Here is a 13,863-nt window from a genome sequence, read left to right as displayed (position 1 = left end):
AGGCAGGGGGTGGGACAGGCGCAACGCAATCGAGCCGTCATGGCCGGTCGCGCACGACGTTCGGCCCGCTGGCTGCGTTTCTCGGCTCCGGCTCACAACACCGCAAGGAAACGGCAATGCGTTGGTTCGAAATCGCACTGGTGTCGCTGACGATATTCACCGGCGTCGTCTGGTTGCTCGACAAGCTGGTCCTGGCCAAGCGCCGCGCCGCGCGCGAGGGCCTGCTCGACGACGGCAAGGAGCCGATCGTCGTCGACTATTCGAAGGCGTTCTTCCCGGTGCTGTTCGTGGTGCTGATCCTGCGCAGCTTCATCGCCGAGCCGTTCCGGATCCCCTCGAACTCGATGATGCCGACCCTGTTGACCGGCGACTTCATCCTGGTCAACAAGTTCACCTACGGCCTGCGCCTGCCGATCACCAATCGCAAGATCCTGGCGATGGGCGAGCCGGCGCGCGGCGACGTGGTCGTGTTCCGCCCGCCGCACCACCCCGAGCAGGACTGGATCAAGCGCGTCATCGGCCTGCCGGGCGACAAGATCAGCTACCGCGACGGCCGCCTGACCGTGAACGGCGAGCCGATCCTCTACGCTCCGATCGGGACCTACCAGGGCCGCGGCAACGGCACCGAGATGACCGGCGCCCAGGAGCTGCGCGAGCAGGTCGGCAACCACGCCCATCGCATCCTGCTGCGCGCCGAGTCGCCGCTGCTGGACCAGGGCGAGGGCGAGTGGGTCGTGCCGCAGGGCGAGTATTTTGTGATGGGCGACAATCGCGACAATAGCGAGGACAGCCGATACTGGGGCTTCCTGCCGGAACAGAACCTGCGCGGCAAGGCGTTCCTGATCTGGATGAACTTCGATGGGGGCGTGGATTTCTCGCGCATCGGCAGCAGCATTCCGTAACGGCGCTACGCCGTTGCGGATGGGGACGAGGTTTGCGAGTGCATCGGGCACGCGCTAACCCGGCACATTGATCAATTGGGGATCGAAGGTATGAAGCGTAACCAGAGCGGCATCACCCTGATCGGGTTCATTCTCCTGCTGGCCGTGGTCGGCGTATTCGCTTACATGGGCATGAAGCTGGTGCCGATGTACTCGGAGTTCTATTCGGTCAAGCGTTCGTTGGCGGACCTCGCCAAGGAGCCAGGTGCCGGGCAGATGACCAGCGCCAAGGCCCGCGATCTGTTCTTCCGCCGCATGGACATGAGCTATGTCGAGAGCGTGAAGCCGACCGACTTCAAGATCGTGCGCAACGACCTGGGCATGGAAATTACCGTGGACTACGAAGTGCGCCGTCCGCTGATCGCCAACCTCGATGTCGTCGGTCACTTCAATGCGGTGCAGCAGTTGCGCACGAAAGACGGTGACTGATTCGTTCACGCATCGTTTCGCGAACCCGGGATTGCTGGAGCAAGCCCTGACGCATCGAAGCGCCGGGGCCCCGCATAACGAGCGTCTCGAGTTTCTCGGCGATGCATTGGTAAACCTGATGGTGGCGGAAGCGCTGTACCAGCGCTGGCCGCAGGCCGACGAGGGGGCGCTGACCCGCGCCCGCGCCGAGCTGGTGCGCGAGTCGGCGCTGGCGCCGATCGCGCGCACGCTCGAACTCGGCGCGAAACTGACCCTCGGCCCCGGCGAAATGAAGTCCGGCGGACACCGCCGTGACTCGATCCTCGCCGATGCCCTCGAAGCAGTGGTCGCGGCGATCTACCTGGATGCAGGCTTCGAGGCCTGCCGCACCCAGGTCCTGCCCTGGTTCGCCGCGGCGATGGAAGCTCTGCCGCCGCCGCACAAGGTCGGTAAGGACGCCAAGACCCGCCTGCAGGAATGGCTGCAGGGGCGGCAGAAGCCGCTGCCGGTGTATACCCTGATCGCCGAAAGCGGCGAAGACCACGCCAAGACCTTCCAGGTCAGCTGTGTATTGACCCAGCCGCCGCTCAGCGCGGTGGGCGAAGCCGGCTCGCGCCGCGCCGCCGAGCAGATCGCCGCCGAGGACGTGCTGCGCCAACTCAAGGCGGATTGACTGCCTGGGTGGGGCGGGGCGGGAGTCGGGAGTCGGGAGTCGGGAATCGTAAAAGCCGGAACCGTCGGGGTCCTGGTTTCTCGGCGCATGCGCCAGTTCGCGATGTAGCGCTCGCCGATTCTCTATTCCCCATTCCCGATTCCCAGCCGATTTGCTGTTCCCGCCGCCCAGGCGGACAATTCCCCCATGACTTCCTCTTCGCATCGCGCCGGCCACGTCGCCGTCATCGGCCGTCCCAACGTCGGCAAATCCACCCTCGTCAACGCCCTGGTCGGAGCCAAGGTCAGCATCGTCTCGCCGCGCCCGCAGACCACGCGCCATCGCCTGCTCGGCATCGCCACCTTTCCCGAAGGCCAACTGCTGCTGGTCGATACCCCCGGCATCCACCGCGAACAAAAGCGGGCGATGAACCGGATGATGAACCGCGCCGCCCGTGGCGCCCTCGAAGGCGTCGATGCGGCCCTGCTCGTCGTGCGCGCCGGGCAGTGGGACGACGAGGACACCCTCGCGTTCGACGCCCTGCGCGGCGCCGGCTTGCCGGTGGTGCTGGTGGTCAACCAGGTCGACCGCATCACCGACAAGACCGTGCTGCTGCCGTATCTGGCGAAAGTCAGCGAAGGCCGCGACTTCGCCAGTGTGCATCCGATTTCCGCGCTCAAGGGCAAGGGCCTGGACGCGCTGGTCAAGACGGTGTTGTCGCTGCTGCCCGAGCAGGAAGCGCTGTACGGCGAAGACGAGATCACCGACAAGAGCCAGCGCTTTCTCGCCGGCGAAATGGTCCGCGAACAACTCATGCGCCAGCTCGGCGAAGAGCTGCCGTACGCGACCACGGTCGAGATCGAGCGTTTCGTCGTCGACGGCGAATTGCTGCGCATCGGCGCGGTGATCTGGGTCGAACGCGAAGGCCAGAAAGCGATCGTGATCGGCAAGGCCGGTTCGCGTTTGCGCGAGATCGGCGCCAAGTCGCGCGTGCAGATGGAGCGCCTGTTCGGTTCCAAGGTGTTCCTGGAAACCTGGGTGCGCGTGCGCGAAGGCTGGTCCGACAACGAAGCAGCCTTGCGCCAGCTGGGATACGAGTGAGGAGCCGGGATTCGGGGTTTGGGATTAGGGATTAATAAACACAGCCGCCAACTGGCGGGGCCCGATCGCCGCGCATCGCATTGACGAATCCCCAATCCCGAATCCCCACTCCCGGCTCTCATGCACCTCGTCGCCGAATCCGCCTATGTGCTGCACACGCGCCCCTGGCGCGAGACCAGCCTGTTGGTCGAGGTACTCAGCGAGCATCACGGGCGCATCGGTCTGGTCGCACGCGGGGTGCAGGGACCGAAACGGCAGGTGCTGCGCGCGGCCTTGCAGCCGTTCCAGCACATCCGCCTGGATGCCTTGGCGCGCGGCGAACTGGCCCGGCTGATCTCGGCCGAAGCCCTCGACGCGGCCCCGCGCTTCGACGGCGAAGTCGCGCTGGCCGGTTTCTACATCAACGAACTGCTGCTGCGCCTGCTGCAGCGCAACGACCCGTTCCCGGAGCTGTACGAGCTGTACGGCCGCACCCGCGCGCGTCTGCAGGACGAGGGACTGGCCTGGACCTTGCGCTGTTTCGAGCGCGATCTGCTCGATGCGCTCGGCTCGGGCTTCGATTGGAGCGTCGACGCCGAGGGCGTCGCGATCGACCCCGCCGCGCGCTATCGCCTCGACCCCGAGCAGGGGCCACGGCGCATGCTCAGCGATCGCGGCCATGGCGAGCGCAGCGCAGCGGCGACTGGACGGGCCTTGCTCGCACTCGCTGACGACAGCGCGCCGGAGGCGGCCGATCTGCCGGGCCTGCGTCAGGCCATGCGTTCGGTGCTCGCGCACCATCTGGGGCCACGCGGCTTGAAGTCCTGGGAGTTGTTGGCCGATCTGGCGCGGGTGGCGCCGAAGCGCGAGATCCGGCGCGACGACGACGGCAGCTGAGCGTATCGGTTTGGCCGGAACAAACGGCTGCGCATACGCAGTCGCTCGCCCCATTGCTGATTGGAACCAGCCGCAAACCCGAAGCGAAGGATTCAGCCCAGCATCGGCTGAGCGATGGTGTCCTGCGCGGCCTGATCGAAACGCGTCAGCAGCAAGGACGAATCCGGTCGCGCCTGCAGCTCCTGCACTGCCTGCGCCAGGCGTGCGGCGCCGACGAAGCCGCAACTCGCACGCAGCTTGTGCAGCTCGCCGCGCAAGGCGTCGAGGTTGCCCAGTTCGGCTGCGCTGGAGATCGAGCGCCGTGCGTTCGGCAGTTCCTGGGTGAACAGCTCGCGCAGGGTCGCGATATGGGCGCGATTGCCATTGAGTGCGCGCGCGGCGACCTCGTCGTCCCAGATCGGCGCATCGGCGTCGTCGATCGACGACAGCGCGATCGCGACATCGTGCTCGGGCAGGCCGAGCAAGCGACGGACCGCGGCGCGCACCGCGGACGCGGGCAATGGTTTGACCAGCACTTCGGCGAAGCCCGAGGCGATCAGCCGGTCGCGGACTTCGGTTTCGCCGGTTGCGGTATGAGCGACCGCGAGCGTGCTCGGATGACGCTCGCGCAGACGCTTGAGCAGATCGATGCCGCTGCCGTCGGGCAGGTGGGCATCGAACAGCCAGAGTTGGTAGTCCTCGGCATTGCCGAGCGCCATCGCCGCGGCGAGACTGTCGACGCCGTCGACTTCGGCCGGCACGGCCTCGACCGCGGCGGTCAGGAAGGCGCGGCTGGTCGGGTCGTCCTCGACCAGCAAGATGCGTGGGACTTGGGATGTCTTCATTGCCGGTTCGCTTCCGCCCGCTATCCTGCTTCCATGCTGCGGACCATGTTACGCCTCCTGATCGGTTTGTCGCTGCCCGCTTGCTGGGCGGTGTCGGCCGATGTTGGGGCGGCGACACTGAACGCCAGGATCGCGCGGGTCGGCACCGCCGTGGCCACGCTCGAAGACGTGCGGGTGCGCTTGTCCTGGCCGGCGCAAGCCCGACAGGGCGAGCTGCAATTGCAGGCCGGGCGGGTCGTGGCGCCGGACCTGGGCTACCGCTTCCGCGATGTGGTCTGGCGATGTCCGCTGCAGCGCGACGGCCATGGCGGTTGGCGCTGCGACGGCGAGCTGCGCGGCGGCACGGGCAAACCCCTGCGGTTGGCGCTGGACCTCGGTGTCGCCACGACCGATGCGCGCTTGAGGCAGGGCGCGAGCTTGCTGTCGCTGCACCGCGACGCGGCGGCGCCCGACCTGACCCGGATCGATCTCGCCCGCGTGCCGCTGATCTGGGCCCAGGCCCTGGTGGCCCAGGCCTGGCCGGATGGGCGGATCAAGGGCGGCCGCCTCGACGGTCGTCTCGACATCGACGCGCCGGCGCGGCAACCGCTGCGCATCGCCGGTCCTCTGCAATTGAGCGGTGGGGCGCTGGATACGCCGGACGGCTCGATCGCCGCCGAGAATCTCGGCGCGCGACTGCGGATCGACAGTGAACTCGACAGCCGCGACCGCGTCCTCGTCGACGGTCATCTGGAAGGCGGCGAGCTGCTGTTCGGCAATGCCTATGTTTCTTTGCAGCGCCGGCCGGTCGCGCTGCACATCGAAGCGACGCAACAAGCCGGGGAGGGCTGGCGCCTGCCGCGTTTGTCGTGGCGCGACGACGGCATCCTCGCGCTCGACGGCAGCGCCGCGCTGACACCGGACGCGGGGCTGGCCGAACTCGATCTGAACCTGCGCAGCGCCGACCTCGCGCCGCTGCGCGACGGTTATCTGTCCGGTTTCCTCGGTCTTGCCGGCCTGGCCAAACTCGAACTGAGCGGTGCGGCGCAGGTGCGCTTGCGCATGAGCGGCGAGGAGTTGCGGATGGCCGAAGCGACCCTGATCGACGCGTCGATGAACGATGCCCAGGGGCGATTCCGTTTCGACGGCCTCGACGGCACGGTCAGTTACTCCGCCGACGCCGCGGTCGACAGCGAATTGGGTTGGCGCAGCGGCGAGCTGTACGGGCTGGATTTCGGCGCGGTGCGGTTGCCGTTTTCCAGCGGCGACGGCGAGTTGCGCCTGAACCGAGCGGTGTCGTTGCCGATGCTCGGCGGCCGCGCCGGTTTCGACGGCCTGCGCCTGCGCCCGCCGTCCGGCGGCAAGGGCCTGGACGTGCGTTTCGGCCTCACCCTGGACCGGCTCGATGTCGCCCAACTGTCCAAGGCCCTGGATTGGCCCGCGTTCACCGGCGAGCTGAGCGGTCGCCTGCCCGAAGCGCACTATGCCGACGACCGGCTCGAACTCGCCGGCGGCCTGACCATGCAATTGTTCGGCGGCACCGTCGCGGTGTCCTCCTTGGCGATGGAACGCCCGTTCGGCGTCGCGCCGACCTTGAGTTCCGACCTTGCCCTGGAGAACCTCGACCTGGAATCGCTGACGGGCGTATTCGGTTTCGGCAGCATCACCGGCCGGCTCCACGGGCGCATCGACCACCTGCGTCTGGTCGACTGGCAGCCGGTGGCGTTCGACGCCGAGTTGCATACGCGCAAGGCCCGCGGTGTGCGCCAGCGCATCAGCCAGCGCGCGGTCCAGGACCTGTCCAGCGTCGGCGATTCGTCATTCGTCGGCAGCCTGCAGGACCGCCTGATCGGGTTCTTCGACGACTTCGGCTATGCCCGGATCGGCATTTCCTGCCGCCTCGCCGACGAGGTCTGCAACATGGGCGGCCTGGGGCCGGCCAAGAATCAGGGCTTCACCATCGTCCAGGGGGCGGGCGTGCCGCACCTGGACGTGGTCGGCTACAACCGCCGGGTCGACTGGCCGACCCTGCTCGAACGCCTGGAGGCGGTGAGCAAGGGCGAGGTCAAACCCGTCGTTCAGTGAAGCCATGCCAGCCTTGTCCTATCACGGCGTCGTGCTTCAATAGGCGCCAATCGTTCAGCCCGCGCCGGATGCGCGGGACGCCGCGCAGGACGCGCATAACCGAAAGGACCCGCTCATGCGCCGTTGGATGGGAATACCGGTCGCCGCCGTGATGTTGACGGCTTGCGTCACGATCAACGTTTACTTCCCGGCCGCCGAGGCCAAGGAAGCCGCCAAGGAATTCGTCGAGAAGGTGATCGGCGAGATGCCGGCCGAACCCAAGGCCGAGCCCGGCAAGCCCGGCGGCAGCGCTTCGCTCGAGCGTCCGGCCTTGCAACTGGACCGGCTGGCCGGCCGGGTCGATTGGTGGTCGCTGGTCGGCATCGGCAGCGCCCAGGCGCAGTCGCCGGATATCTCGATCAAGACCCCGGCGATCCAGGCGATCCAGTCGCGCATGGCCTCGCGTTTCGACGGCCAGTTGCGCGCGCATTTCGACTCCGGCGCGCTGGGCTTCACCAACAGCGGCACCGTCAGCGTGCGCGACGCCTCCAAGATCCCGCTCGCCGAGCGCGTCGCCGTCAATCAGGCGGTGGCCGACCAGGGCCGCGATTCGGCCGCGGTGTATCGCGAAATCGCCGTCGCCAACGGCCACCCGGAATGGGAAGCGCAGATCCGCCAGGTGTTCGCCCGTCAGTGGATCGACAGCGCCAAAGGCGGCTGGTGGTACCAGGACGCCGGCGGCGGCTGGAAGCAGAAGTAGCTTTAAAGGCCGGGATTCGGGAATAGGGATTCGGGATTCGGTTTAGAGCAAAAGGCCCGCCGTCAGGCGGGCTTTTTGCTTTCTCGGGGAAGGGGTCTTGCTCTCGACGAATCCCGAATCCCGGCTCCCCAATCCCGAATCTGCGACAATAGCCGGCCTTGATTCCTGCCAGCAGCTGTGGCCCGCATCGATCAAACCCCCTTCGAAGTCGCGATCACCGACTTCACTCATGACGGCCGCGGCGTCGCCCGGCGTCCCGACGGCAAAGCCGTGTTCGTCGCCGGCGCCTTGCCGGGCGAACGCGTCATGGCCAAGCAGACCGCGCGTTCGCGCAGCTTCGACGAGGCGGTGACGCTGGAAGTGCTGGAAGCCGCGCCCGACCGGGTCGCGCCGCGTTGCGCTCATTTCGGCGTCTGCGGCGGTTGCGCCTTGCAGCACCTGGCCGAAGACAAGCAGATCGTCGCCAAGCAGCGTGTGCTGATGGACAACCTGGAACGCATCGGCCACGTCGTGCCCGAGCGCGTGCTGCCGGCGCTGACCGATGCGGCCTGGGGTTATCGCCGCAAGGGCCGGTTCTCGGTGCGTCGGGTCGAGAAGAAGGACAAGACGCTGGTCGGCTTCCGCGAGAACGACCCGCGCTTCGTCGCCGACATTGCCCGTTGCGAGACCGTGATTCCGCTGATCGGCGACAGGATCTCGGCCTTGGCGAATCTCATCGACGGCCTGCAGGCGCGTCGCGAGATTCCGCAGGTCGAGTTCATCGCCGGCGATCCCACGCCCGACTACACCGGCGTGGCGCTGACCTTCCGCCATCTTGCGCCGCTGTCCGAACCCGATCGCGGGGCCATCGTCGCCTTCGCCCAGGCCCACGGTTTCGCCGTGTTCCTGCAGCCCGGCGGCATCGACAGCGTGCACGCGCTGTGGCCGGCCGAGCCGAAGCTCGCGTTCTCGCTGCCGCAGTGGAACCTCGAACTCAAGTTCCGTCCGCTCGATTTCATCCAGGTCAATGCCGGCCTCAACGGCCACATGATCCAGCACGCGATCGACCTGCTCGAACCGCAGCCGCAGGATCGCGTGCTCGATCTGTTCGCGGGCCTGGGCAATTTCACCCTGCCTTTGGCGCGCACGGTGCGCGAAGTGGTCGGCGTCGAAGGCGAAGCCGGTCTGGTGCGTCGCGCTCGCGAGAATGCCGAACACAACGGCCTGGCCAATGCGCAATTCCATGCCGCCGATCTGAGCAAAGACCTCAGCGGCGAATCGTGGATGCGCGAAGGCTTCGACCGTCTGTTGCTCGATCCGCCGCGTTCGGGCGCCGATTTCGTCCTGACCCAACTGCCGCTGAAGCAGTTCAAGCGGATCGTCTACGTGAGCTGCCACCCGGCTTCGCTCGCCCGCGATGCCGGCTATCTGGTGCGCGAGAAGGGTTGGAAACTGCGCGCCGCCGGGGTGATGGACATGTTCCCGCACACCGCCCACGTCGAATCGATCGCGATGTTCGAGCCGCGCTGAGGCCGAAGCCGGGTTGCCTGGAATCTGCGAGATCGCGCCGCTGCCCTAAGGGTAGGAGCAGCGCAAGCCGCGACCGCCATCTCTCAAGAATCTGCGCGCTGCCATTGAGGCCTGTGCCGCGCGCACTCGCCGGATCACTCCGGCAGCAGCGACCAATCGGCACCCTGCAGGCGGAAGCGCAGCGGCTTGGAGCCTTTGCCCTGGCTCGGCGTATCCAGCTCGGCATGGCACTCCACCGCATCGTTATCGCGCTCCAGCTCGCACGACTCCAACGCGGTGACGGTAAGAGTGGCGGCGAATTCCTTGAATTGCGCCGCGGTCTTCGGGTCCTGTTCCTGGCCGCCGAGATGGGCCAGGTGCTCGCGCACCAGTTCCTGCGCCCGCGCCAGCGTCGGTTGCGGCGCATCGATGTCCTTCTCTTCGACCACGCGCCACTGCGCGCCGTCGCGGCGGAAACGAAGGGCCGTGTAGTTGTCGCCGATGCTGCCTTCCATCCTGAGGATGCAGGTGGTCTGGGCCGCGTCCAAGGGCTGGCAGCCTTGCACCGCGGCGATCTTCATCGATTCCAGCATGGTCGCGACCAGCAGCGAAGGCGATGGCTTGCTCGCTTGCTTACTGATTTCGGCATCGATGGCGAGGCGGAAGGCGGCCTTGGCTTCATCCAGGCTGAGCGCGGCGTCGGCGGCGAACGCAGCGCCGGGAGCGGACAGCAGGGCGAGACACAACAGGCGGGACGTGAGCGCGATGATAGGCATCCGTGCGGAACTCGGGAGTGGCGGGCGGCGCCCGCGGACCGCGCAGTGTACGCAAGCGCGCGACCGCATCCAGCGGCTGCGTCATAATGGCGCATGGCTATAGAAATCGAACGCAAATTCCTGGTGGTCGGCGACGCTTGGCGCACGGCTGCGCACAAAGTCGTGCCGATGGCGCAGGGCTATCTCAACGATCTGGCGGCGATGGATGCGCCGGTCGCGGGCGCCGCAGCGATGAAGGCCTCGGTGCGCGTGCGCATCGCCGGCGACGAGGCGTTCTTGAACCTCAAGTCGCGCGAGCTCGGCCACACGCGGCAGGAGTTCGACTATCCGATCCCGGTCGAGGACGCACGCAGCCTGCTTGCGCTCTGCGTCGGCGGCATGATCGACAAGCGCCGTCACTACGTCGAACACCAGGGGCACCTGTGGGAAGTCGACGAGTTCCTCGGCGACAACGCCGGCCTGGTGGTGGCCGAGATCGAGCTGGAGCACGCCGAGGCCGACTTCGCCCGGCCCGATTGGGCCGGCGCTGAGGTCACCGATTCGGCGCGCTACTACAACCTGGCCCTGGCGACCCGGCCGTACGCGCGCTGGAGCCCGGCCGAGCGCGACGGCAGCGCCGCCTGAGCCCCGCGCCTGGCGCCTGGCGCCGCCTGAAGGGCCGGAGACGGGCGGGGTACGCCTGTCGCGCCATCTGCGAGACAATGGCCGCGGCGCAGCCAGCGCCGCCTTCTTTCCTGGAGTTCCGCATGCTCGTGATCGGCGTCGCCGGTACCGAACTCACCGCGCAGGAGCGCGACTGGTTGCAGCACGATGCCTGCGCCGGCGTCATCCTGTTCAGCCGCAACTTCGCCTCCCGGGCCCAGGTCGCCGAGCTGTCGGCGGCGATCCGCGAGGCCGCGCCGCGTCCGCAGCTGATCTGCGTCGACCAGGAAGGCGGGCGCGTGCAGCGCTTCCGCGAGGGCTATAGCGCGCTGCCACCGCTCGACGTGTTCGGCCGGCTCTATGTCAGCGACCGCGAGGCGGCGCTCAAGTTGGCCGAGGAACATGCCCAGCTGATGGCCAGCGAGGTGCAGGCCAGCGGCGTCGACCTGAGCTTCGCCCCGGTGGTCGACCTGGGCCGCGGCAATCTGGCGATCGGCAACCGTGCCTTCGACGCCGACCCGCAGGTCGTGTCCGAATTCACCGCCGCCTACGTCCGCGGCATGCACGCGCGCGGCATGGCCGCGACGCTCAAGCATTTCCCCGGCCACGGTTCGGTGCTGGCCGATACCCATTTCGACGAGGCGATCGATCCGCGCACCCTCGAGGAACTGCGTGCGACCGACCTGATTCCGTTCGTCGCCGGCATCGAGGCCAAGGCCGATGCGGTGATGATGGCGCATGTGTCGTATCCGGCGGTCGCGCCGGAACCGGCCGGCTATTCGCGGCGCTGGATCGAGGAGATCCTGCGCGGCGAGATGCAGTTCCGCGGCGTCGTCTTCAGCGACGACATCGGCATGGCCGCCGCGTTCTCGGTCGGCGGCATCAAGGCGCGCATCGATGCGCACTTGGACGCCGGTTGCGACGTGGTCCTGGTCTGCCACCCGCAACTGGTCGAAGAATCGCTGGCGGCGGTCGCAGGCCGTCGCCTCAACACCGCGGCGCTGACCGGCCTGATCGGTCGCGGCGCCATGGGCTGGGACGGCCTGATCGCCGATGCCCGCTACGGCGAAACCCGCCACCGTCTGGAAGGATTGGCTTGATGACCTCGCACGACCTGGCCGCGGCGCTCGCCGATGCCGAGCTGATTTTCGATCGCGGCACCCTGGAGCGCGAAATTGCCCGCATGGCCGGCAAGATCCGCAACGACTATGCCGGCAGCGTGCCGGTGTACCTGACGATCATGCACGGCGGCCTGCCGTTCGCCGCGCAGCTGGCGATGGAGATCGGCGCACGCGGGCTCGATCTGGAATTCGATTACCTGCATGCGACGCGCTATCGCGGCGCGACCTCCGGCGGCGAGCTGGTCTGGAAGCATCGTCCGGCGACGCCGTTGCGCGGCCGTCGCGTGCTGCTCGCCGACGACATCGTCGACGAAGGCCACACCCTGCATGCGATCCGTGAGTGGTGCCTGCAACAGGGGGCGGTCGAGGTGCGCATCGCCGCGCTCGCGGTCAAGGCGCACGACCGTTGCGTCGAGGGCCTGCGCGCGGATTACGTAGGAGTGGAAGTGCCGGACCGCTACGTATTCGGCTACGGCATGGATTTCCACGAGCAGGGCCGCAACCTGCCCGCGATCTACGCACTGAAGGATTGAGATGAGCGATCTGGCAATCGACCTGGCGGTCATCGGCGGTACCGGCCTGTACCGCATCGCCGAGCTGCAGGATGTCGAGTCGCACCAGCCGGTGACGCACTACGGCGCGCCGTCCGGCCCGATCCGGGTGGGCCTGCTCGGCGGCCGCCGTGTGGCCTTTCTGGCGCGCCATGGCGAAGGCCATTCGCTGCCGCCGCACCAGGTCAATTACCGCGCCAATCTCGCCGCGTTGCAGGCCCTCGGCGCGCAGCGCGTGCTTGCGGTCAATACGGTCGGCGGCATTACCGAACGGTTCGGGCCGCGCGTGCTGGCTTGCCCGGATCAGTTGATCGACTACACCTGGGGCCGCATTTCGACGATCTGCGAAGAACCGGGCACCGAAGTGCTGCACGTCGATTTCGGCGAGCCCTACACCCGCAGCTTGCGCCAGGCCGTCATCGCCGCCGCGCAGAGCGCCGGCGTGGCCTTGGTCGACGGCGGTTGTTACGGCGCCACCCAGGGCCCGCGTCTGGAGACTCGCGCCGAAATCGTGCGCATGCGCCGCGACGGCTGCGACCTGGTCGGCATGACCGGCATGCCCGAAGCCGGCCTCGCGCGCGAACTCGGCCTCGACTACGCCTGCCTGGCCATCGTCGCCAACTGGGCCGCCGGCGCGGGGCCCGATCCGGACGAAGTGATCACCCTGCAGGACGTGCTCGACAACGTCGCGGCGGCCTCCGCCGGGCTGCCGGCGCTGCTGAGCGCCGTGCTCGATAGGTGATAGGAGTCGCATAAACCGAATCCCGCCGATAGGGCGTGGCCGGTTTTCCCTGCGGACTACGTGATGGATGTGGTCACGCTGAGCCGTTGTCATCCACCGGCACAGTTTGCATACTCGCAATGCGTCTCGTGGCACACATAGCGACGACGCACGTCAACGCATCCAGCATGAGGTCAATAAGGATATGCAGTACGGCACCGTGAAGTGGTTCAACGACGCCAAGGGCTTCGGTTTCATTTCTCCCGAAGATGGCAGCGCGGATGTATTCGTGCACTTCTCCGCGATCAACGCAAAAGGCTTTCGCAGTCTGCAGGAAGGTCAGCGCGTCAGCTACCAGCTGACCCAGGGTCCGAAGGGCGCGCAAGCGTCCGAAGTGGCTCCGGTGGTTTGATTGCGTTGCCCCTCGAGGGCAATGGCTGGCCCGATCGAATCGGACAGTTTCCAAGGCCTCGCTCCGGCGGGGCCTTTTTTCTTTGTGCGGCCGTCGCGTTCGGTTGTGGCTGTAACAGTTGCTGTTGCTGTTGCTGTTGCCGTTGCCGTTGCCGTTGCCGAGATTTTGATCTGCTTTGCCGCTTTGCCGGTCAAGCGTAGACCCGGAGGGCGGCGCACAGGACGTGCGCCGTTTTCCGATAAGACAAGGATGTCTTATCGGAAAATCCCGGCGACAGCATTGCACTCGTGGCTTGTGCCCTTGCAAGGAGAGCCCTTTTCTTTGGTTACTTTTCTTTTGGGCTTAGCAAAAGAAAGTAACCCGGCCGCGTGAGCGGACGGAAGCTTTGCTCTTGATTGAAGTAAACGCCGGGGCCCGGCAGGACGTGGTCGCGACTTGCGTCGCTCCTACCCCGGCGACGACACGCCACTTCGATGGATGGCCTCGGCCCTGCTGCCTTTACGCGTCCCGCGGTCGCGACTCACGTCGCTCCTACAGGGATGGATTC

Annotated in this window: 16 protein-coding genes; 14 read left to right on the top strand and 2 right to left on the bottom strand. The window is 67.2% G+C overall.

Annotation, left to right across the window (positions count from 1 at the left end; translation table 11 throughout):
• The first annotated feature begins 116 nt into the window (after window positions 1–116).
• The 5 genes from lepB to recO all read left to right on the top strand — a co-directional run bounded on the left by lepB (window position 117) and on the right by recO (window position 3,978).
• Window positions 117–902: a signal peptidase I gene (gene lepB / locus ACTJJK_RS19340; RefSeq protein ID WP_440730993.1), complete on the top strand. Its 786-nt coding sequence runs from the start codon at window positions 117–119 to the stop codon at window positions 900–902.
• Between the two features lie 90 nt (window positions 903–992).
• Complete coding sequence (locus tag ACTJJK_RS19335; RefSeq protein WP_031373665.1) at window positions 993–1,370, top strand: DUF4845 domain-containing protein; 378 nt, start codon at window positions 993–995, stop codon at window positions 1,368–1,370.
• Window positions 1,333–2,022 (top strand): ribonuclease III, encoded by a 690-nt coding sequence (gene rnc / locus ACTJJK_RS19330; protein ID WP_051885335.1) that lies wholly within the window; start codon window positions 1,333–1,335, stop codon window positions 2,020–2,022. The genes ACTJJK_RS19335 and rnc overlap by 38 nt, the downstream gene beginning before the upstream one ends.
• A 186-nt stretch (window positions 2,023–2,208) precedes the next feature.
• A complete protein-coding gene (gene era, locus ACTJJK_RS19325; RefSeq protein ID WP_031373667.1) occupies window positions 2,209–3,102 on the top strand; it encodes a GTPase Era in 894 nt (297 codons plus the stop codon).
• Between the two features lie 120 nt (window positions 3,103–3,222).
• Window positions 3,223–3,978, top strand: coding sequence for a DNA repair protein RecO (gene recO, locus ACTJJK_RS19320; RefSeq protein ID WP_036149542.1), 756 nt, complete (start codon window positions 3,223–3,225; stop codon window positions 3,976–3,978).
• A 92-nt stretch (window positions 3,979–4,070) separates the two neighbouring features.
• On the opposite strand, the gene ACTJJK_RS19315 is transcribed toward recO, so the two are convergent.
• A complete protein-coding gene (locus ACTJJK_RS19315; RefSeq protein WP_036149544.1) occupies window positions 4,071–4,802 on the bottom strand; it encodes an Hpt domain-containing response regulator in 732 nt (243 codons plus the stop codon).
• A 45-nt stretch (window positions 4,803–4,847) separates the two neighbouring features.
• Here ACTJJK_RS19315 and ACTJJK_RS19310 point away from each other — a divergent pair, with 45 nt between their 5' ends.
• The 3 genes from ACTJJK_RS19310 (at window position 4,848) to rlmD (ending at window position 9,114) form a co-directional block, all read left to right on the top strand.
• Entirely contained in the window at window positions 4,848–6,866 is a 2,019-nt protein-coding gene (locus tag ACTJJK_RS19310; RefSeq protein ID WP_223621693.1) for a hypothetical protein, read from the top strand.
• Between the two features lie 115 nt (window positions 6,867–6,981).
• Window positions 6,982–7,605, top strand: coding sequence for a YdbL family protein (locus ACTJJK_RS19305; protein ID WP_031373671.1), 624 nt, complete (start codon window positions 6,982–6,984; stop codon window positions 7,603–7,605).
• A 165-nt stretch (window positions 7,606–7,770) separates the two neighbouring features.
• A complete protein-coding gene (gene rlmD / locus ACTJJK_RS19300; RefSeq protein ID WP_440731008.1) occupies window positions 7,771–9,114 on the top strand; it encodes a 23S rRNA (uracil(1939)-C(5))-methyltransferase RlmD in 1,344 nt (447 codons plus the stop codon).
• Window positions 9,115–9,248: 134 nt separating this feature from the next.
• Here rlmD and ACTJJK_RS19295 read toward each other — a convergent pair whose 3' ends face one another.
• The gene (locus ACTJJK_RS19295; RefSeq protein WP_440730992.1) at window positions 9,249–9,869 is read right to left on the bottom strand and encodes a hypothetical protein; all 621 of its coding nucleotides are present in this window, start codon (window positions 9,867–9,869) and stop codon (window positions 9,249–9,251) included.
• Window positions 9,870–9,962: 93 nt separating this feature from the next.
• Here ACTJJK_RS19295 and ACTJJK_RS19290 point away from each other — a divergent pair, with 93 nt between their 5' ends.
• The 6 genes from ACTJJK_RS19290 (at window position 9,963) to ACTJJK_RS19265 (ending at window position 13,688) form a co-directional block, all read left to right on the top strand.
• Window positions 9,963–10,493 carry a CYTH domain-containing protein gene (locus ACTJJK_RS19290; protein ID WP_031373674.1) on the top strand — a complete coding sequence of 177 codons (531 nt, stop codon included), beginning with the start codon at window positions 9,963–9,965 and terminating at the stop codon, window positions 10,491–10,493.
• 122 nt (window positions 10,494–10,615) lie between these two features.
• Entirely contained in the window at window positions 10,616–11,611 is a 996-nt protein-coding gene (gene nagZ / locus ACTJJK_RS19285; protein ID WP_031373675.1) for a beta-N-acetylhexosaminidase, read from the top strand.
• A complete protein-coding gene (locus tag ACTJJK_RS19280) occupies window positions 11,611–12,165 on the top strand; it encodes a hypoxanthine-guanine phosphoribosyltransferase (protein WP_031373676.1) in 555 nt (184 codons plus the stop codon). Before nagZ ends, ACTJJK_RS19280 begins: the two co-directional genes overlap by 1 nt.
• A 1-nt stretch (window position 12,166) precedes the next feature.
• Window positions 12,167–12,925, top strand: coding sequence for an S-methyl-5'-thioinosine phosphorylase (locus tag ACTJJK_RS19275; RefSeq protein ID WP_440730991.1), 759 nt, complete (start codon window positions 12,167–12,169; stop codon window positions 12,923–12,925).
• A gap of 184 nt (window positions 12,926–13,109) precedes the next feature.
• On the top strand, window positions 13,110–13,316 hold the full coding sequence (locus ACTJJK_RS19270; protein ID WP_031373678.1) for a cold-shock protein: 207 nt from the start codon (window positions 13,110–13,112) through the stop codon (window positions 13,314–13,316).
• A 21-nt stretch (window positions 13,317–13,337) separates the two neighbouring features.
• Window positions 13,338–13,688 carry a hypothetical protein gene (locus tag ACTJJK_RS19265; RefSeq protein WP_440730990.1) on the top strand — a complete coding sequence of 117 codons (351 nt, stop codon included), beginning with the start codon at window positions 13,338–13,340 and terminating at the stop codon, window positions 13,686–13,688.
• Window positions 13,689–13,863: the final 175 nt, after the last annotated feature.

Origin of the sequence: Lysobacter sp. 22409 (assembly GCF_052045105.1) — a bacterium.
Lineage (GTDB): Bacteria > Pseudomonadota > Gammaproteobacteria > Xanthomonadales > Xanthomonadaceae > Lysobacter > Lysobacter antibioticus_B.
The sequence above is the reverse complement of the archived record's forward strand: the minus strand, read 5'-3'. Positions and strand labels throughout refer to the sequence as shown.